This is a genomic window from Mycobacterium sp. DL (genome assembly GCF_039729195.1).
Taxonomy (GTDB): Bacteria; Actinomycetota; Actinomycetes; order Mycobacteriales; family Mycobacteriaceae; genus Mycobacterium; species Mycobacterium hippocampi_A.
The window spans coordinates 3,627,371-3,651,012 of sequence record NZ_CP155796.1 but is presented as its reverse complement, the minus strand read 5'-3'; the positions used below and the strand labels follow the sequence as shown (position 1 = coordinate 3,651,012).

Genomic DNA, 23,642 nt, shown 5'->3' with positions numbered 1-23,642 from the left:
CATCTTTGGGCGTTGCTGCCGTAGTCTGCGGGATAGAGTGCGGTCCGCACTGCATCTCTCAAAAATGCCGCACTACCTGCGAAAAGATGCAGTGCGGGTACGGCATTCCATCTTTTCGCCGCACATAGCTCCGCACGGCTGCATTGGCAGGCCTGCCATGCAGTGCGAGTGCCTAAGGCATCGCATCTCCGCACTGCATCTCGCGAGCAAACAGACAGACGCGAAAGTGGTGTTTCGGTATCTAAAATGATTGAGAGATAGAGAGATTGGGTTAATGAATACCAGACAGATCAAAAGGAAACGAAAGCTGTTGAGCAACAAAGCGGCAGCGCTGAAGGAACTACGCGAAATCGGGGATCTGACCGAAGAGCAGTACATGAGCCAGATTGCCGAGATACAGAAACAACGGCGCTGGTTGCGGACGGTCGAAAAATACGGCGATGATGCTAGGCCCAGTGAGCCATCAGGCGAAACACCTATGGCGAACGGTTCGGCCAATCTACCAGCGGTCATCCCTAAAGAGCCTGAAACAAATTCCGGTGCAACCCGTGTCACCCGATACAGCGAGGAATGGTGGAGCCGCGCCAAACCGTCTGTGCAACAGCACCGTTGCAAAGCTCACCGAAAGACAGGTGACCGCTGTAAGCAACCTGCGATTGCCGGGGCCACAGTTTGTCGGGTTCATGGTGGCGCGGCCAAACACGTCAAGATGGCAGCCAGAGCACGAATCGAGAACGCTGCCGACCGGATGGCAAAAGAACTGCTAGGCATGGCTATTGACCCCGATATGAGTCCGCAGGTCAAGTTGGCTGCGATCCGTGATGCTCTGGACCGGGGCGGCCTGAAGCCCACAACTTCAGTGGAGATCGGCCCAACCAAGGGATTCGAAGAGATACTAGGCGATCTCGAATTTTCAACCGCAACGCGCGAAGAGTCCCGCGCAGCACGCGGTTACATCGATCCGGCTGATTCTATTGGTGGGCAATCTTTCTCAGAGCTAGACACCACACACACAGCCCCGGCGACGGCCTACAGCCCCGACCTGAGCAGCGCCGATGACGATTGCGACCGCCCAACAGCGCCACAGAGCGACCAACAACGCCCGCGCAGACAATCACGCCCGACCGCGCGGCCAATCACCGGAGAAGACGCCATGCGGGTAGCTCACATGGTCAACGGCCTACTCAGCCCCGACGCCCTGATCGACCCCGACGCCTACGGCCTGCCACCGGGCAGATCAGCAGGTCGCTAGCTGTCGCAAATCTAAAGAATTGAGAGAGGGCAATGCACGGTGTCGCAGTTCAGCGTTGTGCCAGGTCGGAATTCTCAGAAGGCGTGTCAAATCAAAAGCTAGGGTGTGGGTTTTTTGATACACTCGCGAGCATGGCAGCGACTCAGACAAAAGGCCAGGTCATCGGCTATGCGCGGGTGTCTACAGGACATCAATCACTGGATGCCCAACTAGACGCGCTATCGGGTGCCGGGGTTGATACTGAGCGGGTTTATTCGGACAAGCTCAGTGGGACTGGAAAGCGAAGCGATAGGCCAGGATTCGTGTCCCTACTCGACTACGTGAGAACCGGCGATACGGTCATCGTGACTGGAATCGACCGTTTGGGCCGCGATGCAGCCGAAGTGATGACCACGGTTAAAGAGCTGTGGGACAAGGGAATTAATATCAGGTCGCTTCGCGAGGGAATCGATACTTCGAATGCAACGGGGCGAATGATTACCGGAGTGCTAGCCAGCCTTGCAGAACTTGAGCTAGAGCTACAGCGCGAACGTAAGGCAGCTAGCCGTGCTGCCCGAAAAGCTCGCGACCTCCCGACGGGCAGACCTAGAGCCTTGACCAAAGATCAGGCCGCTTTGGTTCGCCGTATGCGCGAGGCTGGTGAGCCGGTGCCGGTCATCGCCCAGGCCGTGAACGTCAGCCGCGCGACGGTCTACCGGGTGTTGAATGAGACGGCAGACAAGGCAGTGTCCTGATGGCCTACATACGAGAACTGCCTAACGGCAAGTACCGCGTTCTGTGGCGCGAGAACGCCACCGATGAGTTTGGTTCGCCGATCAAGGGCCAGTACCGCCAGCGCTGCGAAACGGTTGCCGACGCCAAAGCTGCTGAACGTCGCAGGATCGCGATAGAAGATCAGATTGAGCGCTCGGACTCACCGGCTAGCCAAAGGGCCAAGGCTGGCACACCGTTAGGTGAGTATGCCAAGCGCTATTTTGACGGTGCCGAGTCGCGCATCGGGTCTGTGACTCTCAATGGCTACCGCAACATCTATCGCCGCCATATCGCCGATCGGTTCGGTGGCCGCCCTGTTGGATCGATCCTGCCCAGTGACGTGTCTAGTTGGTTTTCTGATCTGTTGGCGGGGGAGTCCAACCGCTACACACCAGACAGCGACCCCGAAGCGCCTGAGTTCGCGAAGCGCGATCCAAAGACGGCTAAACAGGCTCTCGGTGTCCTGCGTCGGATTTGCAACGTCGCAGTTCTCGACAGCGCGATCACTGCTAACCCCGCCCTGGTGAAGCTCACCACGTCAAGCAAGCGCAATGGGCGACGGCGGTTCAAGCACTGCCCGTTGACACCGGCCCAAATCGCGACGTTGGCCGACTACATCGCTACCGAGCAGCACAACCCGATCTATGCCCTACTGGTCACGTTTACTGGGTTCACTGGTCTACGCGCCGCAGAGGTCGCAGGGTTAGAAATCGGCGATTTGGTGCTCTCAGAGATTCCCGGTACTGCGGGCAGCGTGCGAGTGGAGCGGACCAAGACCAAGACCCGCGACAAAACCGGCCAGATGGTCTGGCCTGCCGAACCGACCAAGACAGACGAGTCAGCCCGTGTTGTGCCGGTAGAAGCGTGGCTGGCCGATGATCTGCGCGATTACCTCCGTACCCACCCCAGCACCGGCGATGCGCGAGCACCGTTGTTTCCTGGTCGGATGACGTTGACCGAAGCTAAAGCGCAGGGGCGAAACGTCAAGGATTCGGCTGACCGCTTCGATTGGTCTAAGCCAGTTGACCTGAACAATTTCTACAAGCGGTTCATGCAACCCGCCTTGGTGGCCCTGAACTTGCCCGCAGCCCGGTTCCATGACCTCCGGCATAGCTTCGCGGTCAATCTGCTCTCTGCCAGCCCGCCGGTCGATTTCAAGCGGGTATCCAAGTGGCTAGGGCACTCCACGTTCACGCTGACGTTGGACGTTTACGGCGATTACATCAATGAGGACGTTTCCAAGCCCGCAGGGATGACACGCCCAGTCGCGGCTCCGGCAAGCAACGTAATCCGATTCGCGCGTTAGGCGATGAGATAAGCGGCGCTATTAATTTTATGATGCTTCATGTGCGCCAATGACTTGGAAGAACTGTAGGACAATATCGATTACTTGTTTGTAGTTCCTGCTGTTCAATTGCAGGTTGCCATCTTCGGACACTAATGCACCGCATCCGCCGTCAATCAGCTTTTTCTTATCACTGTCTGACAGTGATGGATGTGAGTGTGAGGCTTTATTTCGTAAGACAGAGAGGGCATCGAAGAATTTATTCCAGATCTTGCGCTGTGTGGGATCTTCGATCCTTGCTTTTGTGACTGCGCCTAGATAGTCCATGAATGCCGGATTGTCCCCACCCAAGCTACGAATATCTCTCTTCTGTTTCTCCGTAAGGGAATCGCAAAGCTCGGAGATTAGCGATTCGGCCTTTCTAGATCGCGTGCTCGATACGTCAATATTGTTATCTTTGCAGAAGTCTGTAAGAGATATCTCGACGGCACTGTGGATTGAGCTATAGAACGAGCGATGGATAGCCTGCATTGCAGAAATCCAATTATCGAAATCTGAAAAGGTTATGTTTCGACTTCCCTGATCGAGACTGTTCGCCGCAGCTGTCAATAGAACGAGGGTGTTTTCGACAATTGTGCCGACGTACTGATATTGAACCGAGGCTGGAGATGAAGTTATAACCGTGAGCGGATGGAGTTCCGCAATTGCCTCTTCGATCGTTTTTAGGTGGACATGTTCTGGTCGCATACTTGTCGTCCTTTAGTCCGAACCTACTCGTTTCCCTGCCGGTGACCCTTTGGCCGTCTGCGCAAACTTGCTTGGTATTTCTCAGCGGCCACCCGACGAAATTCCTTTTCAAAATCTTTCCGGCCTTCTTCTGTTGATAACGACCCGATCCACTCACTACTGGTGAGTTCTCTCTGAAGGTCCTTGGGGTTCGGCTCGGTCTGAGAGTATGGCCAGTATGTAATTTCAACGAGTCCGATGTAACGTTTCAAGTCGAGGATAAAAAGGTGGGCAGCATCGCGCTTTATGTGATATTCAGCTGCACGATCGGCAGTAAATATATTCCCTTCGTGCGCCAACCACTGACCGAGTTCAGCGGCATCCGTCCTTGTGTATGCCGATAGCGTGTCGAGGGCATTTGCCATTGTGTCGACGTTCAGGGACATGTTAGGGGTATATCTTCGTATCTCTATTGCGTCTAGAAGATCTTGCAGGGGATTGCTTTGCCGATTCGTCCATTTGCGTAGCCCGGCATCAGGCGTCTTGTCGAACCATTCAAGGCCCTGTTCAAGTCGCTGCAACCGAACGTATTGGTCGAGGACTCGCCATGCTCCGACTATCTGCGCCCACTCATCTTCCGTCTCGAAAAAGTTTATACCTTGCCTAACTGCATTTACTGCATTTCGAAATTTTGGCTCGATTTCCTTCAAGCGTTCCAAGTGGTTCACTAAATTTATGTCGTCATAGTCAGGCTCCGAGTGTAGCCATTCATGGATCATATACTCAATAAATTCGCCCAGAGCGCTGCTGGTTTCATCATAATATTTCCTAATATCCCGCGCCTGATCGACAACTAGTTCATATCTTTTGTCGGATGCAAATGCATTTACTTGATCGCGGAAGGTGTTCCAAGCGACAAGGGTTAGCCTATTGACGCGATCGATAGTTGCCTTTTCCTCACGTTCAGCGGTAAAAGTCGCTAGCACGACCAAGGCGACAGGTGCACCGAATAGAAAGCTGGTAAAGGCTGCCAATATATTTGGAGTATACGATTTGTCGTCCCACCAGGGGTCGCCGCCAATATCGGAAACTATGAAAAGGACGGTGAGGAAGAATCCGCAGGCGACAGCTAACACAATCACTATTTGCGTGAAGCGCTTGAAACCTAAGAAAGTGCGCGCCAGACCCCATTCGCGCCAGTTCCCGAGCTTTCCGCGTAGCCGCCCCATCACGCGGATGTTAGCCCAGCGCCCCGTCGAAGTTGTCGATTGATCCCCTGCTGTGTCTGGCGCCCGAGAACCCCGTGACGGGATTCAATCCCGCAATCCGGCCAGCTAACCCGCCCCAATTCCGACCGTTACGCAGTTCTTACGCAATCGATCCGCGTACCGTCTGACCTGGGCAGTTGTTTCAACAGGCAGTGAATATCGCTTCTAATCTTCTGATCATGTTGTCTCACAGGGGATTCAATGGCGTGGCTTGGATGTCGCGCCGATTCAATCTTGCCTCTAGTCGACATGCGAAACCGCCTGGACGGCACACTCATAATCCCTTGGTCGCGGGTTCGAGCCCCGCCCGCCCCACTTCAGCTCCACAGGATTCGAGACGCAGGTGCGGCCGTGGCGGTTCAATTACGGTCACCGCGTATTCTCCTGTTGACGGCCATCTGCGGCAACGGGCAGCGGAGTTGAGGGGGACCCAATTGATGGTCCAGTCGCTGTGCGGCTTGGGTTGATGGGTCGTTGTTTACCTTAGTTCGGAGTCGCTCGGCTGACTCGCGGTATTTCGGGGGGTTTCAGGCTGTGTTTTGTTGGACGTCGGTGATCAGGTGCGTCAGTCGCGACGAGGCGAGCTTCCATCCGTCTGCTTGGCGGACCCAGCATTCGGTGTAGTGCCCGTAGCCAGTGACCGATATTCCGCTGTCGAACACGGCCCGGTCTTGCACGGCCCAGATCACCTGCGCTTCGTCGTCGCCGAGGTCGATTTCAGGGATGTGGACCTGATGGACGGTCTTCGCCCCGGCCACCAACGATTGCAGCAGTGCCAGCGTCTCGTCGCGGCCCACCGTCATAGCTGGTTCGGAGACGCCGTCACTTATCCCGAACTCGACGTTTGGGGTCATCAACGCGGCTAGGGCGTTCCAGTCCCGGGTGTCGAGGGTGCGGCAGTATGCGGCCTTGGTCCGAGTGAGTTCGTAGTAGGCGATCAACTCCGCCTGCCCGGTCATGTGACTGCCAGTTCGAGATGATCGAGGCGACGCACCAGCAGGCTGGGCAACCAGGGCCCAGTCTGGGCAGCCTCGATGAGTGTCGTGCGTTCCAGCAGGTGACGGATCACGACGGTGGCTTCTAACCGGGCCAAGGCGGCACCCACGCAGAAGTGTGCTCCTTTGCCAAAGGTGAGGTGACTTTTCCCGGCGGACCGGCCGATCCGGAACTGGTCAGGGTCCTCGAAATGCGAGGGATCGCGATTGGCGGCACCCCACATCAGCAGCAGGCGTGAACCGGCCTGCAGCGCAACGCCACCCAGTTCGGTGTCGTTGACGACGTGGCGGTAGTGCCCTCTGAACGGCGGCTCAAAGCGCAGCACCTCCTCCAAGAACGCGCCCAGCAACTCTGGTTGCTCCCGGACCTGATGTTGGATCGTGGGGTGGGTCGCCAAGATCCATGCAGCCGAGCCGATGAGCGAGGCCGTGGACTCGCCGCCGGCGCTGAACAGGGTGATCATCATTGCCAGCGCAGTGAATTGGTCCAGTTCGCCCGTAGCGCATGCCGAGGCGAGGTCGCCGAGCAGGTTGTCTTCCGGGTGGGCCGTGGCGGCCTGAAACTGATCGTTGATGTAACCGCTGAGTTCCATCACCGCGATACCGGCTGCGGTGAGCTGGTCCTGGGTGACCAGTCCTTCCACGAACTGGGTGGCGGCATATCCCCACCGGATGAGCTTGTCGGTGTCCTCGTCGGGTACACCGATGATGCGCCCGACGATCATCATGGGCAATCGGTTGGCCATCGCGCCCATCCATTCGATGTGACCGCCCTGTACACGGGTCTCCCAGATGTGAGTCGAGGTGTCGGCGACGAAGGACTCGATGGCACGTATGCGCTTGGCCGCCAGTTGCGGTATCAGCGCCTTGCGGTGCACGGCATGGGCTGGATCATCGGCGGTGGCCAGCGCTTGGGTGGCGCCGCCGAGTTCACCCATCGGAAAGGTCCCCACCGTCCCATCGGTGTTACGCATCATGGTGGCGGTGAGGTTTGAGGAAAAGTCATCACACCGCGTCACGGCCTTGTTGACGGCCTCCCAACCGGTCACCGCGTAGAAGTCCGAATCACCGATTCGGTGAACCGGCCCCTCGGCATGCATGCGTTCATAGAGCGGATAGGGATCCTGGATGAACTGATCCTCGAAGAGCGCAAGCCCCAGAGTCCCTGCCCGTTGTGTCATCCCTTCACGCTGAGGGTCCCAACGAAAGCGGTCAACAGATCGCGACGAAGTCGATACCGCCGGTCACCATGGCCAGCGGTCAGCGTCTCAGCCGCGCCCGCTGAACTGGCCAAATAGGAAACACTCGGCATATTCATGTCTCAGATCTGAGAATATGGCTTGGCGGCGATGTAAGGAGTGCTGCGGGTGGCGCGACAGGATTGGGTGGTCGGTGGGGATCGCCGGGCCGTGGCGGCCGAACGCATCTACAGCGCCGCTACCGAGCTGATGCTCCGAAACGGACTGGACGCCTTCGATATCGACTCGTTAGCCGAGCAGGTGCACTGTTCGAGAGCAACGATCTACCGCTACGCCGGCGGCAAGGCACACATTCGGGACGCCGTCCTGCTGCGCATCGCCGCAAACATCACCGACACCGTTCGCACTGAGGTCAAGGGACTGACCGGCTCGCAGCGGGTCGTCACCGCGATCCGCGTGGCGCTGCAGCAGATCAGGTCCGACCCAATACGACGACTGATGATGACGTCGAGCAAGGCGCCTGCACTAAGCGACCTGCATTCCTCGCCTGTGCTTAGTGCCCTAGCCGCTGAACTCACCGGAATCACCGATGATGACCCAGCAGCAGCCTTGTGGATCGTTCACGTGGTGCTGTCGATGGCCTATTTGCCGCTCGGGGATGAACAGATCGAGGCCGAGATCCTGCACCGGTTCATATCCCCAGCGTTCGACCGCTAACCGGTCCGCACACCGATCAGTTGGGGCACACCCGACCCGTTTGGTGGTCCAGTCGCTATGCGGGTTGGTGGATCGTGGTCCACTGTAGAGCGAACTCGGTCGGGGTGAGTGCGCCGTGGGCGGAGTGAGGCCTGTTGGCGTTGTAGTCGGCCCGCCAGTCCTCGATGATGACGCGGGCTTCCAGTAGAGAGTCGAAGCGCCACGCGTTGAGCAGTTCATCACGGAGCCTGCCGTTGAAGGACTCGATCCAGGCGTTTTGCCACGGCGAGCCAGGATCAATGAAAAGCGAACCGGCACTGTTGAATCGGCACCAATCACTCACCGCGTGGGCCACGAACTCGGGACCGTTGTCAAAGCGCACGGGTGCGGCGCTCCATGGGTGAGGGCCAGGCTTTCCAAGGTATCGACGACGCCGTCGGCGTCGATGCCACGATCGACTTCAATCGCGATGGCTTCGCGGGTGAACTCGTCGATGACGTTCAACATCTTGAGGGTGCGACCATCGGCGGTCGTGTCGAACTGAAAGTCCATCGCCCAGATCACGTTCGGGCGAATCGGTGACATCGCACCCACGGCGACACCGATCCCGACCAACCGCTTCTTCCTGCGACGCTGCGGGACCCGCAGGCCCTCCTCACGCCACAACCGGCGGATGCGTTTGTTGTTGACGCACCAGCCGACCCTACGGGCCATCTTGGCCGCCCGTCGCCACCCCCAGCGAGGCCGGTCGGTGGAGAACCGGCGCAGCCAGGCACGAAGCTCGGCCTCTTCGGTAGTGATCGGCGATGGCGTCAGACGCATCGTGGACCGGTGCAGACCCACGACTGTGCAGGCGCGGCGCTCAGACACCCCGAACCGCTCACGCAGCACCGCAACGGCGCTGCGCTTGCGGTTCGGGGTCAGAAGTTTCCCGCCGAAATCTCCTTGAGCATGTCGATGTCAAGGGCCTGGTTGGCGACCAACTTCTTGAGCCGGGCGTTCTCAGCTTCGAGCTCTTTGAGCCGTTTGGCCTCGTTGGCCTTCATCCCGCCGTACTGGGCAAGCCAGCGATGCCATGTCGACTCGGCGATCTCCAGGTGGCGACACACCTCGGCCAGTTCCTGGCCGGCTCCGAGGAGTTTGTTGCCCTCGGCGAGCTTGCGGATGATCTGGTCCGGCGTATGCCGCCGGCGCTTGTTCGATGCCATGTCGTTGTTGATTCTTCCTTGCCCGCAGACCGGGCAACAGAGTCGCACAACGACTGGACCACTACGAGGGGCTCACCTCAGTCATGTACCGCCTCAGTTCGCTCGCCGGCGAAGGCGGCGGCGTGCTCGGCAGGCAGCGCGTGCGGCTGCTGCGGATCTATTTGGGCGCAACCACTTTTCTCTTCGCGGACGCCGCGCCGCACTAGCCGCCCTTCGACTCCACCTGCTGCGGGGAGATTCTCAGCGCGACCCGCGTTTTACGGCCCCGGGCCACGACCGCCTCGATCGTCGTGATGACGACGAACTCGAAGCCGTACTTGCGGCGAATCAGCTGCTCCACCTTCGCCACCGTCTCCGGGTCGTCCTCGACGACCGCGGTGCCGAGCAGGCACGGCTCGACGGGGTCGACTTTCCCGGTGCGACCCGAGCGGATCAGCACGACGCGCGGGTCGCGGCGCAACCGTTTGACCTTCCACGCATCCGCCGGCGTCCAGGCGACAAGGTCAGCCCCGTCGCGGGCGACCCACATGGGCGCCGCCACCGCGCCTCCGTCGCGCTTGTAGGTCACAAGGGACACGAACTTCGCCTCGCCGACGCGTCGCGCCAGCTCTTCGGTGGTGGGGGACTGGCCGGGCATCCCTGTCACTATGCACCTGATCTCGCTCTCCTGCCGCGTGCGCCCACGAATCGCTCACAGGCCGGCTGTGTCTGCGTTGGACCACAGCGCGCGGCTCAGCACCATGTGTTGGCGACAAGGGGACCCGTGCCCCCATGCCGCCGGTCGTAACCCGGTGGAGGAGCCCGGTGCTCAGGCTGCTTGGTTGTCGGGGGGTGCGGGTCCGCCGGGTTCGCTGGTGTGGTCGCTCGGTTGGGGGTCGATTTGTTCGGGGGTGATGGGTTCGGGGTCGCGCTTTTCAGGGGTGACTGATGCGGGGTCGGGCGAATCAGGTTCGGCCGACTCGAGGTCGCGCGATTCGGCGAACTCAGGTGCTTGGGGTTCTTCTGGTGGGCGGAGGAGGGCTTCGGGGCGGTGGTAGTAGTTGATTCGTGTTTGGCCGGTGTCCAGTCCCGGTGGTGGGATCCATTCGACTTCGTGGCGGTCGTTCATCCGGGTGGTCCAGCCGCCGTGGGTGTTGACGAGGCGGTTGTCGGGTCCACACGCGAGGCCGAGGTCGTCGATGTTGGTGTTGCCGCCGGCCGCCCAGTCAGCGGTGACGTGATGAACCTGGGTGCCGTAGGCGCCGACGGTGCAGCACGGTTTGGTGCAGCCGCCGTCTCGGGCGATGAGCATGAGTCGCTGGGCGGGGGAGGCGATGCGTTTGGTGCGGAACAGGTCCAGCGCGGATCCGGTGGCGCCGTCGAACACTGCGAGGCTGTGGTGGGCGTGGGCGCCGAGACGGATCACGTCTTTGATCGGGATGATGGTGCCGCCGCCGGTGACACCGACCCCGGCCCTGCTCTCGAGGTCTTGGAGGGTGGTGCGGATGATGATCGATACCGGGAGCCCGTTGAGGTCGCCCAGGCCGCTCATCAACGCGATCCGCCCGATGACCACCAGCGCATCATGTTGGCGTTGGGCCAGGCTGCGGTGGTCGTTGTCGATCTGGGCCTGACTCGGTGTTCCCGACGTGCACGGCTCAGGGTCATCAGGGTTGCACATCCCGGGGGCGGCGAACTTGGCGAAGATCGCCTCCAGAGTCGCCCACGCCTCAGGGGTCAACTCCCCTCGGACGGGGATGTTGCCGTTGCGCTGTTGTTTCCCTGCCGATAGCCCGCGGGTGCGGGCGCGTTCGGTGTCATCGGGTTCGGGGCCGTCCTGGTCGAGCAGGAACAACCTCAGCGCGGCGGTCTCCTTGAGTTCCTTCGGCCCCACTCCGACCGCGACGCGGACCAGGTCGACTTCGAACTGGGCGGCGGTGGCCGCGTCGACGAAACCCGGCAACTTTGTGACCGCGGCGCGGATCACCGCGACATGCTCGCTGGTGATCAGCCCGAGGTCTTGGGCGGCCGCGGTCGCCGGCAGTGCGGCGGGGAGGGGTTCGCCGGTGATGGTGCGTCGCGGCGCCAACACCGCGGCCTCGTTGAGGCGACGATTCGCCTCAGCAGCTGAGATGCGCCAGCGGACGGTCAGGACGTCTTTCCAGGACTTGGCACCCAGCTGCTGTGGAGTGGTCTCGGTCTGCAGCCGGGCCAGCAGCCGCTGACTCACGCTGGGGAGCTGACAGGTCAGGGTCTGCAGATCGTCGAGGGGCCCGATCAACTCCGCGCGGGTCAACAGGTCGATGTCGCAGGCGGCCACGGCGTCGAAGGCGGCCCGTAACGCGGTCACCGCCTCCTGCAAACCCGCCTCCGACATGCTTCGAACATACATTCGACCACCGACAAATCCGGGCAACGGTGTGACTGCTGAAACTGAAGTGACACAACGGATCCGAGTGACCATCGGGGCTTTCGAGGCGGCAGCCAGAACTGTGTGGGTAGGGGTCGTCCGCGGGCGCCAACCTCGGACCAGCTCACCACAACCGGCGCCGAAACTTACGGTGCCGCAAACACTTCCCATTGATGACGAAACAATTGCCTCGCTGTCCGGTCGGTGCTGTAGATCAGCGTCTGCGCGCATTCTGGGTCTGGCAGAGACAGTCAGGCAGCGGCTCCTCCGGCAACGAGCTACCCGACCAGTGACGCCGTGGCACCGAACCGACATCACGACTGCCGCGGAGACCAGAGAGAAGGACCGGATGACGCAGCGATACGACGTGGTGGTCGCGGGTGGTGGGCCCGCCGGTTCAGCGGCGGCGTGGCAGGCCGTGCAAACGGGGGCGCGGGTGGTGCTTCTCGACAAAGCCGAGTTCCCCCGTGACAAACCCTGCGGAGACGGCCTGACGCCACGTGCGGTCAGCTTCATGCAGAAGATGGGTTTGGCTGACGAGGTCGACAAGTTCCATCGCCTCAACCGGGCCACGATATTCAGTCCCCGCGAATGGGAGCTGTCATTTCCGCGCCGGCCCGGGATGCCCGACCACGGCCACGGTGTCTCTCGTCGCGAGCTCGACACCCTGCTGCTCAAGCATGCCGAGTCCGCTGGCGCCGAGGTGCGTCAATCCGCAGAGGTCGTCGGCGCGGTGCTCGACGGTGACGGCCGGGTGACCGGGGTCGAGCTCAAGAGCGGTGAGAAGATCCTGGCCGACGCGGTTATCGCCGCCGATGGTGCGTACTCGCCGGTGAAGCAGGCGCTTCACCTGGACTCCCCACACACCAGTTACACAGCGATCGCCATCCGAGCCGAGATGCCGGCCAACCGCCCGGACTCCGACAGCCTCGACATCCACCTGAAACTGACGTTCAACGGCGACCAGCTGCCCGGATACGGTTGGGTTTTCCCCGTCGGCGATGGCCGAGTCAACATCGGTCTGGGGTATGTCAACAGCTACAAGAACTGGCGCCAGATCAACTCCGCTCAGCTCCTCGGCGAGTTCATGGCCACCCTGCCCGCCGAATGGGAGCTGCCTCCCGTCGCCGAACTCCAGAAGTCGAAGGCACTCCAAGGTTGGCGCCTGCCCATGGGATTCAACGTCTGGCCACCGTGGCGCCCCGGAGTTCTGTTCGCCGGTGACGCGCTCGGTGCGGCGCGGCCGGTGTCGGGCGCAGGCATTTCCAAGGCGTTGCAGTCCGGACTGGCTGCCGGGGAGAGCGCCATCGCTGCCCTGACCAACAACGGTCCCGATGACTTCACCAACTACAGCCAGATCATCGAGGCGACCTGGGGCAGGGAATACCGCCGCGGGCGGTTCTTCCACAAACTGGTCGGTGTCCCCGCGCTCACCAACACCGGGCTGAAGGTGCTCGACAGGGCAAGCCATCCCGGGTTCCGGGCGCGCCTGTTGTTCTGGGAGGGGACGATGTCGGGCAGCTGAGATCCTGCGGCACAGAGTATTTCAGGTCAGAATCCGTTGGCGATCACCGGACCGCACGCGCGGCCCGTGGCCGCGTTCTGAGAGTCGAAGTTGCCGCCGAACGGGTTTGCGGGAGCGAGGCCCACCGCGAACAACCCGTCAGAACCGACCCACTCGGGGCCGGACTCCTCGATGATCTGGTTGGGAACGCCCTGCTCGAACGTACGCACCTGCGACGTGGCCAGCGTGCCCAGGTTCGGCACACAGACCTCACCGGCTTGGATGCGTGCCGCTGGTTCTGAGCGGATCTGTCCGTCGGCAGCCACCTCGGGTAGCGCCGGATCGTTCGGATCTGCGTTGGCGACGCCTGCGCCGGAGATCAGTGCTGCTGCGGCGACTGTGCAAGGGACAACCCACAGAGCCCGGACTCGTGTTGTGCGAAGTGCGGCCATCGGCATGAATCCTTCTTTCGGAGTGAGGGCGAGGGTGATCGCCCCGTGGCCCGCCTCCTTCTGAAGCTACGACCACGCTAGCAGCGAGACCACCGAGCGAATACGGCTCTGGCGGTTACCAATTGCTGACGTCGGCCGGTCTCAGTCCTGTGAACCCGACGTGCCCGCGTCGTCGCCGTCGTTGTCGTTGTCACCAGACTGCTCGTCGGAGTCGGTGTCCGGAGCGGGACCTTCGGTGCCCTCGGTATCGGACTGCTCTTCATCGCCGGAGCCGTCATCGGGCTCGTTTTCCTCGTCGGCGATACCGTCCGGCTGGTCGGGTGCCTCGCTGCCCGTGTTGTCGCCGGATTCATCGGTCTCGTCACCGAATTCGTCGGTGTCCTCGACTGTCCTGTCGGCCTGTTCAGGTTGTTCGTCGATCGCAGTTTCGGTCTCGACGCCGCCCTCGTCCTCGGTCCTCTTCTGCGCTGGGGCTTCCGTCTCGCCGGTGCTGTCCGAGTCGACGGCCTGCTCCCCGGGCGCACCTACGAGCGATTCGTCGGTGACGGACGCGGGAACGGACTCGGTCGACAGCGGTGCGGCCGCGGCAGTCGTCGACTCCGACGCGGGTCCCAGCAGAGGCAGATCGGGCAACGGCGGCAACGGAAACGGGAACCAGCCGAAATCCAGGACGTAGTCGATCTCGGCGACGATCCCGTTGACGACCCCGGTGACCGCCGTGTTGATGATGTCGCCGATTCCGTCGAGCCACACGGCCAGGTTCAGCGGATTGTTGACCACCGGGTCGAGAAAGTCGTAGACGAAGCTGTCGACGGTGGGCAGCACGAAGTTCGGGTACCAGATGTAGATCTGGTCAGAGATCAGGTATCCGAACGGAATCCAGTTGATCAGCCAGGGGCCCAGCTCCAACGAGACGTAGTTCGCCCAGTACCTGGTGAAGGAGTACACGCCGTCGATGAGGTCTGACGCAGCGTTGAGTACGACCGGTTCCTCGAGTGTGGTGATCGCCGCGCGGCCTAGTGATGATTGTTCGGCGAGCGCCGCGAGCACCCTGTGATTGGCGAAGGGGACCGCCGGTGCAGCGGCCGCTGAATCGACAACATGCACCGTCGGGGTGTCGACTCCCGGGCCGAGTTGCCCGATCAGCGTCAGCGCAGCCTTCACATCTTCCGCCGTCGACCGCTCCGCCGCCGCGCCCGGAGCGGTGTGCGCGGCGTAGTTCACCGGTCGGACGACCTCGAGGGTGGGCATCGTTGCCGGCAGTACCGACGGCGTGAACACCAGCGCGCCACCGGTCAGTGCGGCGACACCCGTCGCAACCAGCGCGCGCCCCGGACCCTTCATCGTGATTCCCCACCTCGTTCGACCCACCGCCCCCGGTCGAACTTACGCGGTCCCGGGCAGCTTTACAGGGTTTTTCTGCTGTAGAACCCGCACATGAGCAACTGAGCGATGGGTGACCGGGTTCAAGCGCCTTCGGCATGGGGACCAGGCGAGTGTGGTCGACCGGAGCGTTGCGGTGTGTTCAACCGCGCTCACCAGAATGTCGCAAATGCGCTGAGTCGCGAGTGGACTGCTACTTCGAGCGTCGCAGCTCATCCGTCTCCGGCGCCGTCGGTGCGCACTGCAGGTGGTAGTCGGGGCCTCAGCCGTACCGAATGCCCTGTGCTTCCTGCTTTCTGGGTGCTCTGCCGAACATTCAGCCGTCATTCTGTGTGTAATCCATTGTGAATGAACAGCTCCCGTGACTGCGGCAGGCCACCAGTGTGCAGATGTGTTGAGCGATATGTCCAAGCTGGCCGGAAGCCAGGGAGACTACTCAGAGATTTAACGGATTCGTCAACCGGGCCACGGCGGTCAGCAAATCTGGCTGAACGAGGCATCTCCTCGGCAGGGCGCGAGTCAGCAAACTATCGAGGTCCTTCCGTTGGGTGGCGCGGGGTGTTACCTTGGCGAACGGGACGGGGTGTCGACAAGGGGGAGAATCATGGGAATCATCGTTCGATCAGGCGCGGTCGCAGCGGTCGCAGCGGTCACCGGAGCCACGCTCTTGGCCACACCGGAGGAGCGGCCCGCGCCGTCATCCGGTGGTGTGAACAGTTGGTCGACGTCAGTGAATCTGACGGCGTCTACACGGGCTCTGCATCCTCTGGGGGTGGTGCTCGCGCCAAACAACGCCGCGGGTCGGACTGCGGCGTCGACGACGGGCGGCACAATCCTGGCGGAGCCGGGCGATCACACCCGTGACGCCCTGAGGGCGGCAGTCGCCGGTGTCATCGCCGACGAGGCCGGCATCACCACCGATGACGAAGGCGACCGCGCCGACAACGCGCCGACCGCTGCTGTAGCCGAAGACCCCGCCGTGGTCGCGGATCAGATCGACGACGAATTCATCGCGTTCCGCAGGGCGGTCCGCACCGATTTCCACGAGTTCGCCAATCAGTTCGGCTATCTCGGCAAGCAGGTATATATCGCGTTCAACTTCGGCGAGAGCATTCTGGCGAGTGCCATCTTCAACAGCACCGACGTGATGCGCGGCGAAGGGCTGTTCGAGAATCTCGGCGAGTTCGCCTACGACGTCGCACTTTCCGCGGTGTACGTCGTCGTCGATCAGCTCTATCTCGCCATTCCGGGGCTGCCGCCGATCGTCGCCCTGCCCAACCGGCCACCGCTGGACCGGCCGCTGGACTGGCGCCGCCCACTGCCTCCACAGCCGGGTCGGGACCTCGTCGTCCCGTTCGACCCGGTGCCGGAATCTGACCAAATGCCGGAAACCTCGCAGGCGATCGCTGCAGACGAACCTGCCGACCCCGCCGACGACTCGGTCCCCGACGAGGACGCCGGTTCCGAGGACTCGGCGACGGACCTGGGGCAGAGCAAGGCTGACGAGGATAGTGAAGTCGGCCAGGAGTCCGAGAGCCAAAAGGACGAGAGCCAAAAGGACGAGAGCCAAAAGGACGAGGACGCCGCAGAAGGTGACGATTCGGGGCCCCGTGGAAATCGGGGCGACCGCCTGAGCGGCTCAGAGAAGCGGGCGAAAGGTGAGGCGCGGCAAGCCGGCAGCTCCTCCGACGAGACAGGCTCAGCGCCGTCCAAGGACTCCGACTCCGACTCCGAGAAGCCCACGAGAAAGAGCGCGGCGGACGACTGAGAGTGCGTGTGGGTCAGCGGGGATGATGGCGGGGATCGTCACCAGCCCATGGAGCCGGGCACACCCTTGAACGGTCCTGCGAGCCAACTGTTTATCCAGCCGCCGTAGAAGCCGCCCGGCTGAGGTACGACCTCTTCGCCGTTGACGGTGCACCGGTCCACCAGAGAGGGCATGACGGCGAGGGCGCCGGCGATCGCGCCGAACGTCGGTGTCGGCTCCAGATAGGTCCATGCGGCACGGGAAGCGACGGCCGCCGGGGTCACCAGATCGAAATAGCTTGCCTGCCCTTTCCATTCACACCAGGAGGATCCGGCGGTAGGGCGAAGAACTCCGGTCGCGAAGGCTGCGCGAGGGAGGTAGTAGGTGGGCGGATGGCTGGTTTCCAGGACCCGCCAGGCCCGATCTGTGCGGGCGATGGTTTGTCCGCCCAGTTCGACGGTGATCGAACCGGCGAACTCCTGGAGCAGGGGAGGCCGCGGGTAGTCCCACACCGACTCTTGGCCGGGCCGCGGCTTTTCAGGTACAGGCATGTCACCGAGTCTAGGGACGCACCCGGCGGCGGGACACGGCCGAAACCGTGAAGAACCGCCGCCGGGTGTCCCTGACGTCTAGAACCAGACTTTTCGACCACCGACGGGCTTGCCGACTGCGCCGAGGATCCACAGAACGACACCGACCACCACGAGGATTGCGCCGATCGTGTAGAGGATTGAGAGGCTGGTGAAATAGCCGATCAGCAGGAGGATGACGCCGAGCACGATCATTCGTTAATCCGATCCGTTATGTGAAGCGTGTGTAATTGTCCCGTAAGGAATTGCCCGATCCGTCGATTTCAAACTCCCGTTCGCCTGGTCGCCCGTTCCCCAAGCAAAGCGCCAGGTCAGCGAAGGGTAGGAATGCTTACCGCGTGCACGGTCTGGGTGCCGCGTAGGCCCTTCAACTCCACTTCGAGCGGTGCGTCGAACTCGACGCCGTCCGCACCGTCGAGTGCGTCGCGCAGTTCCTGGCTGACCAGGATCTCGCCGCCGCCGGCCAGGTCTGCAATCCGTGCCGCCATCGCGACATCCTACCGAACAGGTCGTCACCGCGACGGACGGATGAGCCTGCATGCGCACCGATTCGGACACGGATGTCGTCGTATCGCTCGGGGTGCTGCAGCAGAGCCTGCTGGACGGAGACGCTGCAGCGCACCGCATCACCGGGGTCGGCGAAGGCGATCATGAAGCCGTCCCCCTGGTTCTTCACGACGTAGCCGTGGTGCTCGGCCACTCGCCGCTGGATCAGCGTGTTGTGCCGTTCGAGGACTTTCACCCATGCGCTGTCGCCCAACAATTCGTTTCGCTCGGTGGAACCCTCGATGTCGGAGAAGACCAGGACGACCTGGCCGTCGGAGGTGATGCTGGCGAGATCAGGCCGCTCGATGCGTGCCCAGCCGGCCAGATCCTCGATCGACGTGCGTACCGACCCGACGATGCCCTTCCGAATGAGCGAATCCGCGCTCGCCAGCGTGTGCACCACGGTCTTCACGGCGAGCGGCGCGACACCCAGTGGACGCCTGTTGCTCTGGCGGGCCTTAGGGGCGACAGCTTCGCGACGGCGGCGGAGTTCTCTGCGCGTGCCCGCCAACTGTCGGCGCGACACGACGAGCAGCACGCCGAGTGTGACCAACCCCGCGAGCTCGAGCACCACCATGACCACCAGCGCGATCTGCACTCGCTCAGTGTGCCCTTCGTGCGGTCACCGCAGGTGCGCGGCGAAACCGACCAGGTCCGGGACTCCGGCGGCGTCGATGGGCTTGCCGAGGTAATAGCCCTGGCCGACGTCGCAGTCGCGGTCACGCAGCCAGCTCGCCGTTGCGGCATCCTCGATGCCCTCGGCGACGACGGTGATCTGCAGGTCATGGGCGAGTTCGATGACCGCGCGAACGACGGCGGCGGCGCGGATGTTGCTGGTCACCGGCGCGATGAAGTTGCGGTCCAGTTTGATCTCGTCGATCGTCAGATCGCGGAGGTAGGACAGCGCCGAATAACCGCTGCCGAAGTCGTCGATCGCGACCCGGATTCCCTCGCTACGCAACCTTCGCAGCACCTCGGTAACCAGGCCGATGTCGGTGAGAACCAGGTCTTCGGTGATTTCCACCGTGAGGCACTCGGCGGGAAGTCCGCCGCGTTCCAATGCCCGACACAGTGTGTCGGGCAACCGGGTGTCACGCGGAACGGCGCGAACAGGTTCACCGCCACCGGTATCTGCGCGCCGCGCGCCATCCATCGATTGGCATCGTTGACGACTTTGTCGAGCACCATGTCGGTCACCGGCCGCATCAGCCCGTGTTCTCTCACCAGCGACATGTACGCATCCGGACGCAACATTCCCAACTCCGGGTGCGGCCACCGCAGCAGCGCCTCGACGCCGACGACACGACCGGTCTTCAGGTCGAACTTCGGTTGGTACACCACCTTGAAGACCCCGGCGTCGATGGCGCGCCGCAGCTCTCCGAGCAGCCGCACCTGGGCCGCGCCGTCGAAGGGAGCCTGACCGAGGTCGCCGGCCGCTGATCCCGTGGCATCCGGGTCGGTCACCATGTCCGCGCTGAAGGTGTGTACCCGCGACGAACGGGATCGTTTCGCCGCGTGCATCGCCATCTCAGAGCGTGTGATCAGTGCCTCCGGCGTCAGTTCCGGCTCGTCGGCGGGGGCCACCGCGACCCCGACGCTGGGATTCATCAAGATGTTGTGCCCGTCGACGTCGAACGGCTTGTTGAACGCTTCGATCACGCGTTGCGCAACCAGATGCGAATCGTCGACCTCGCTTTCCAGCAGCAGGGAGAACTCGTCCCCGCCGAGGCGGGCCACGGTGTCACCCGGGCGCGCGCAGTCGGCAACCCGCTGGCCTGCATGCACCAGCAGGCTGTCCGCGGTCGGATGTCCGAGGCTGTCGTTGACGAGCTTGAAGTCGTCGAGGTCCAGCGACACCACCGCCACCGAGCGGTCGTCGCGCAGCTTCAGCATCATCGCGTGCGCCAGCCGATCATGGAACAACGCCTGATTGGCCAGCCCGGTCAGCGGATCCCGAAGCGCTTGATCGGCCGCCGCCAGCAGTAGCCGCCGGTTCTCCCATGCCGCAACGGCCTGTCGCACGCAGACTGCGGTGGTGATGAAAGGCACGATGATCCGTTCCAGTCCTGTCATCACCAGCGCCGGTCCCACGGTGCCTGCCAGCAGGAGCGGAACGTAGGGGACCCACAGCGACGAGTTGGACGGGACGGTGACCGGCGGCGCGACGGGGGGCGGGGTGGTGCGACTCCGTACCGCCGCCGCGGTGAAGACGACGAGGGCGGCGGCCCAGCCGATGTCGATCAGGTTGCCGGTGGCGTAGCGGTCGCCGGCGACGAGGTAGGCGAATGCGCTGTCGGTGAGCGTCGTCAGGAGCAGCGCGAGGGTGAGCAAGGACAGAACGGCGCGCTGTCGGGCGGGTGCGCGGGCGAGGACCGCCACGGCGATCGACAGCCCCAGCACATCCGCCATCGGGTAGGCCAACGCCAAGCCGAGTGCCAGCCCGTCTTCGCGATACGCGTCGTAGACGTCCTGCAACCAGATGATCCACAGCAGCAGGAACACGCACAGCGCGACCGTCGCACCGTCGAGCACGATGCGTAGTCGCGACTGACGCAGCACGGCGGGAAACTGCGCCATCGCCAGGGCGGCCAGGAGAGGGAACAGCAGGTAGAACAGATCGGCGGGCGATGGGAACGGCGAGACGTGGAGGACGTTCTCGGTCACCAGCCAGATCAGGTCGCCGACGGCCCACGCGGCCAGCCCCGCCGCCATGAACGTCCATGCCGTACGTATTCGGCCCCGGGTGGCCCGGGCGGCCAGGCCGGAGCACACCGCGGCCCAGGTCGACAGCGCGAGGACGGCGAGATCGTCGACGACGCGCACGACTGCGCTGCCCTCGTCGAGGACGAGCACCACCGCCAGCAAGGCGGCAAGCCCTGCCGGGATGATGATCGACGGCCTCGCCCGAGGCCGGTGTCCGCCGATACCCACTGCGCTCCCATGCCCTGTGACTGCTCAGTGCGCTCCCGGCAGCACAGCAACAGTTCCGCCTCGAGCGACGGTTATTGACGCTAGCTCATGAACTGGCCGTGCGCCTGCTCATTCACCTGCATTGCCGGCACGGTGGCGACCCGGTGTCGGCAAACTTGCGCCGACGGGTCCCGGTCAGTCGGCGGGATGCTCCGTGAGCGGCGAGTCGACGGCTTCGGGGGGCGGGTTCGTCGTGTCGACGAAGTCGTCGATCAGGTCTGCGACGGCAAAGGGCCGTTCCACGTGGGGGAAGTGGCCGACGCCACCGAGGACTTCGAGCCGACACCCGGGTTGCGCGTCGCGGAGAGCGTATCCGTGCTCGATCGGAATGATCCGATCCTGGTCACCCCAGATGACCATCGTCGGCATATCGGAGGTCAGATACAGCCGGTTCAGGGCGCTCACCGATTGTCCGCGGTAGTCGACGACCGAACGCAGGGTCTTGAGGAAGGCCTGGCGGGTCTGCGAATCGGCGAGGGAGGTGTAGGCGCTCCACATCTCTGCGCCGCGCGGAGATTCGATGCCTCCCGCCGAGAGCCAGGAACGCACTTTGTTGCCCGCCGTCACCACGGGCGGGGGCGCGATGACCGGCAGTAACAGCTCGGCTCCCGGGGCGGACAGCAGGCGAAGCGTCCAGCCGACGTCCGGGCCGAGGCCACCGCTGCTGATCAGAACCAGTCGCCGACAGTAGGTGCGGTGCTGGTAGGCGAATTGCATCGCCACGCCGCCGCCGAGCGATTGGCCGACGACCGTGGCTCCTGAGATGCCCAACTCGTCGAGCAGGTCCCGCAGCAACACGGCGAACGCACCCAGCGAGTAGTCGCTGCGGGGTTTGGCGGACTGACCGTGTCCCAGCAGGTCGGGTGCGATCACCCGGTACTTCTTCGACAGTTGGGGGATCACCGCACGCCAGGTCTCGGAACTACCGGCCATGCCGTGGATCAGCAACAACGCCTCGTCGCCGCTACCGGCGTCCTGGTAGGCGACCCGATCGCCGTGCAGATCCAAAAACTTCATCTCGCTCATATGCGACATCTCCTCTGGACCGCTCATCCCATGGTTGCAGACAACGACGGTCTGACCGGGCGACAGTCGGCAGGGTCACGTCGCCGACTTCAGCCTCAGCGCGTCACACGACTGCACGGTACTCCCCACAGATCGAGGCCCCGCAGAATTCCGGGTAGCCGGGTCCCATTCCGGGCCTGAAGGGGGCAGGGTATCGGCATGGCTACTCGTGAGCAGGATCATCAGCGCACGCTCTTCGGTCATCCGATCGGATTGACCAACCTCTTCGGTGTCGAATTGTGGGAACGGTTCTCGTTCTACGGGATGCTCACCATCCTGGGGTATTACCTTTATTACTCGGCGACCGACGGTGGGCTCGGGCTGCCGCAGAGCACCGCGACCGGCATCGTCGGCGCCTACGGCGGACTCGTGTACCTCTCCACCGTGCTCGGTGCGTGGGTTGCCGACCGGCTTCTCGGCATGGAACGCACGGTCTTTTATGGCGGCGTCGTCGTCATGCTCGGCCACATCGCGCTGGCGGTATTGCCGGGACTGACCGGCGTCGGCGCGGGCCTCGTCTTGGTGGCGCTGGGTTCGGGTGCGTTGAAGGCCAACGCATCGTCGCTGCTGGGCACCCTCTACGACAAGGGTGATCCGCGCGCCGACGGCGGTTTCACGCTGTTCTATCTCGGCATCAACCTGGGGGCGTTCGTCGGTCCGCTGATCACCGGCCTGTTGCAGACCCACGTCGGCTTCCACTACGGGTTCGGCGCGGCCGCCATCGGGATGGCGCTGGGTCTGGCCCAGTACGTGGTGTTCCGCCGAAACCTGGGCGAACACGGCCGTCATGTCCCGAACCCGTTGCCGCGCAGCGCTATCGGCAAGACGGTCGGGGTGTTCGTCGTCGTGCTGACGGTGGTCGCGGTGGCGATCGCGCTGAAGCTGGTGACTCTGGCGAACCTGTCGCAGGTGACCACCGGTGTCATCGTCGTCGCCTCGATCGGTTACTTCGCGATCCTGCTGAACAGTGACAAGGTCACCGCCCCGGAGCGGGTGCGGGTGCGGGCCTTCATCCCGCTTTTTGTCGCGAACGCCATCTTCTGGTCGTTGTTCCAGCAGATCTTCACCGTGCTGGCGGTCTACTCCGACGAGCGGATGAACTGGTCCATCTTCGGATGGGTCGCGCCCTCGAGTTGGATCGGGTCGATCGAACCGGTGTGGATCATCGTGCTGTCACCGCTGTTCGCGCTGATGTGGACGAGGTTGGGCAACCGGGCACCCACCACGCCGCGCAAGTTCGCCTACGGCGTCATCGGCATGGGCCTGGCTTTTCTGTGCTTCATCCCGCTGGCGGCCATCAGCGCGGTACCGGCACTGCTGGTCATGCTGATCCTCGGGGTGTTCGCGGTGTCGGAACTGCTGCTCTCACCGATCGGACTGTCGGTCACCACCAAGCTGGCCCCGGACGCGTTCCGCGCGCAGATGATGGCCCTGTACTTCTTCTCGGTCGGCATCGGCACGTCGATGTCGGGGGTGCTGTCGACCTACTACGACGCGTCGCGCGAGGTCGGCTACTTCGGCATCCTGGGCGCGGTCGCTGTGGTGGCCGGTGTGGTGGTCTTCTTCATCGCGCCGTGGATCAGCAGCCAGATGGAGGGCGTGCACTGACCGATC

Annotated in this window: 20 protein-coding genes and 3 pseudogenes; 8 read left to right on the top strand and 15 right to left on the bottom strand. The window is 62.8% G+C overall.

Going from position 1 to position 23,642, the window contains the following annotated elements; translation table 11 throughout:
- Positions 1-274 precede the first annotated feature (274 nt).
- From ABDC78_RS17375 to ABDC78_RS17365, 3 genes are all read left to right on the top strand, one after another.
- Entirely contained in the window at positions 275-1,252 is a 978-nt protein-coding gene (locus tag ABDC78_RS17375) for a hypothetical protein (protein WP_178359913.1), read from the top strand.
- 131 nt (positions 1,253-1,383) lie between these two features.
- Positions 1,384-1,986 carry a recombinase family protein gene (locus tag ABDC78_RS17370; RefSeq protein WP_178359914.1) on the top strand — a complete coding sequence of 201 codons (603 nt, stop codon included), beginning with the start codon at positions 1,384-1,386 and terminating at the stop codon, positions 1,984-1,986.
- Positions 1,986-3,311: a site-specific integrase gene (locus ABDC78_RS17365; protein WP_178359915.1), complete on the top strand. Its 1,326-nt coding sequence runs from the start codon at positions 1,986-1,988 to the stop codon at positions 3,309-3,311. The genes ABDC78_RS17370 and ABDC78_RS17365 overlap by 1 nt, the downstream gene beginning before the upstream one ends.
- Before the next feature lie 27 nt (positions 3,312-3,338).
- Here the strand turns inward: ABDC78_RS17365 and ABDC78_RS17360 are convergent, their stop codons facing one another.
- The 4 genes from ABDC78_RS17360 to ABDC78_RS17345 form a co-directional block, all read right to left on the bottom strand.
- Positions 3,339-4,037, bottom strand: coding sequence for a hypothetical protein (locus ABDC78_RS17360; RefSeq protein ID WP_178359916.1), 699 nt, complete (start codon positions 4,035-4,037; stop codon positions 3,339-3,341).
- Positions 4,038-4,060: 23 nt separating this feature from the next.
- Entirely contained in the window at positions 4,061-5,245 is a 1,185-nt protein-coding gene (locus ABDC78_RS17355) for a hypothetical protein (protein WP_178359917.1), read from the bottom strand.
- Between the two features lie 566 nt (positions 5,246-5,811).
- Complete coding sequence (locus tag ABDC78_RS17350) at positions 5,812-6,243, bottom strand: nuclear transport factor 2 family protein (protein WP_178359918.1); 432 nt, start codon at positions 6,241-6,243, stop codon at positions 5,812-5,814.
- Positions 6,240-7,460 carry a cytochrome P450 gene (locus tag ABDC78_RS17345; protein WP_178359919.1) on the bottom strand — a complete coding sequence of 407 codons (1,221 nt, stop codon included), beginning with the start codon at positions 7,458-7,460 and terminating at the stop codon, positions 6,240-6,242. The genes ABDC78_RS17350 and ABDC78_RS17345 overlap by 4 nt, the downstream gene beginning before the upstream one ends.
- 186 nt (positions 7,461-7,646) lie before the next feature.
- Here ABDC78_RS17345 and ABDC78_RS17340 point away from each other — a divergent pair, with 186 nt between their 5' ends.
- Positions 7,647-8,195 (top strand): TetR/AcrR family transcriptional regulator, encoded by a 549-nt coding sequence (locus ABDC78_RS17340; protein WP_178360298.1) that lies wholly within the window; start codon positions 7,647-7,649, stop codon positions 8,193-8,195.
- Positions 8,196-8,250: 55 nt separating this feature from the next.
- Here the strand turns inward: ABDC78_RS17340 and ABDC78_RS17335 are convergent.
- Positions 8,251-9,382, bottom strand: a pseudogene (locus tag ABDC78_RS17335) (IS3 family transposase).
- An 83-nt stretch (positions 9,383-9,465) separates the two neighbouring features.
- Between ABDC78_RS17335 and ABDC78_RS17330 the strand changes: the two are divergent.
- The gene (locus tag ABDC78_RS17330) at positions 9,466-9,588 is read left to right on the top strand and encodes a hypothetical protein (RefSeq protein WP_256736175.1); all 123 of its coding nucleotides are present in this window, start codon (positions 9,466-9,468) and stop codon (positions 9,586-9,588) included.
- Here the strand turns inward: ABDC78_RS17330 and ABDC78_RS17325 are convergent.
- Both ABDC78_RS17325 and ABDC78_RS17320 read right to left on the bottom strand, forming a co-directional pair.
- The gene (locus ABDC78_RS17325) at positions 9,585-10,019 is read right to left on the bottom strand and encodes a PPOX class F420-dependent oxidoreductase (protein ID WP_178359920.1); all 435 of its coding nucleotides are present in this window, start codon (positions 10,017-10,019) and stop codon (positions 9,585-9,587) included. The two genes, ABDC78_RS17330 and ABDC78_RS17325, sit on opposite strands and share 4 nt — an antisense overlap.
- A gap of 171 nt (positions 10,020-10,190) precedes the next feature.
- Positions 10,191-11,753, bottom strand: coding sequence for an HNH endonuclease signature motif containing protein (locus ABDC78_RS17320; RefSeq protein ID WP_178359921.1), 1,563 nt, complete (start codon positions 11,751-11,753; stop codon positions 10,191-10,193).
- Between the two features lie 367 nt (positions 11,754-12,120).
- Between ABDC78_RS17320 and ABDC78_RS17315 the strand changes: the two genes are divergently transcribed.
- Positions 12,121-13,296: a geranylgeranyl reductase family protein gene (locus ABDC78_RS17315; RefSeq protein WP_178359922.1), complete on the top strand. Its 1,176-nt coding sequence runs from the start codon at positions 12,121-12,123 to the stop codon at positions 13,294-13,296.
- A gap of 26 nt (positions 13,297-13,322) precedes the next feature.
- On the opposite strand, the gene ABDC78_RS17310 is transcribed toward ABDC78_RS17315, so the two are convergent.
- Both ABDC78_RS17310 and ABDC78_RS17305 read right to left on the bottom strand, forming a co-directional pair.
- Positions 13,323-13,727: a hypothetical protein gene (locus ABDC78_RS17310; RefSeq protein ID WP_178359923.1), complete on the bottom strand. Its 405-nt coding sequence runs from the start codon at positions 13,725-13,727 to the stop codon at positions 13,323-13,325.
- A gap of 141 nt (positions 13,728-13,868) precedes the next feature.
- Positions 13,869-15,071: a hypothetical protein gene (locus tag ABDC78_RS17305; protein WP_178359924.1), complete on the bottom strand. Its 1,203-nt coding sequence runs from the start codon at positions 15,069-15,071 to the stop codon at positions 13,869-13,871.
- 811 nt (positions 15,072-15,882) lie between these two features.
- Between ABDC78_RS17305 and ABDC78_RS17300 the strand changes: the two genes are divergently transcribed.
- Entirely contained in the window at positions 15,883-16,878 is a 996-nt protein-coding gene (locus ABDC78_RS17300; RefSeq protein WP_178359925.1) for a hypothetical protein, read from the top strand.
- A 38-nt stretch (positions 16,879-16,916) separates the two neighbouring features.
- Here the strand turns inward: ABDC78_RS17300 and ABDC78_RS17295 are convergent, their stop codons facing one another.
- From ABDC78_RS17295 to ABDC78_RS17270, 6 genes and pseudogenes are all read right to left on the bottom strand, one after another.
- A complete protein-coding gene (locus ABDC78_RS17295) occupies positions 16,917-17,408 on the bottom strand; it encodes a DUF427 domain-containing protein (RefSeq protein ID WP_178359926.1) in 492 nt (163 codons plus the stop codon).
- Positions 17,409-17,486: 78 nt separating this feature from the next.
- Positions 17,487-17,642, bottom strand: coding sequence for a hypothetical protein (locus tag ABDC78_RS17290; RefSeq protein WP_178359927.1), 156 nt, complete (start codon positions 17,640-17,642; stop codon positions 17,487-17,489).
- A gap of 116 nt (positions 17,643-17,758) precedes the next feature.
- A pseudogene (locus ABDC78_RS17285) lies at positions 17,759-18,570 on the bottom strand (adenylate/guanylate cyclase domain-containing protein).
- A 45-nt stretch (positions 18,571-18,615) separates the two neighbouring features.
- Positions 18,616-19,146, bottom strand: coding sequence for an EAL domain-containing protein (locus ABDC78_RS17280; RefSeq protein WP_306172930.1), 531 nt, complete (start codon positions 19,144-19,146; stop codon positions 18,616-18,618).
- Positions 19,147-19,163: 17 nt separating this feature from the next.
- A pseudogene (locus ABDC78_RS17275) lies at positions 19,164-20,066 on the bottom strand (bifunctional diguanylate cyclase/phosphodiesterase); the annotation flags it as partial.
- Positions 20,067-21,098: 1,032 nt separating this feature from the next.
- On the bottom strand, positions 21,099-21,989 hold the full coding sequence (locus tag ABDC78_RS17270) for an alpha/beta fold hydrolase (RefSeq protein WP_178359928.1): 891 nt from the start codon (positions 21,987-21,989) through the stop codon (positions 21,099-21,101).
- A gap of 198 nt (positions 21,990-22,187) precedes the next feature.
- Here ABDC78_RS17270 and ABDC78_RS17265 point away from each other — a divergent pair, with 198 nt between their 5' ends.
- Positions 22,188-23,636, top strand: a complete 1,449-nt coding sequence (locus tag ABDC78_RS17265) for an oligopeptide:H+ symporter (RefSeq protein ID WP_178359929.1) — start codon at positions 22,188-22,190, stop codon at positions 23,634-23,636.
- Positions 23,637-23,642: the final 6 nt, after the last annotated feature.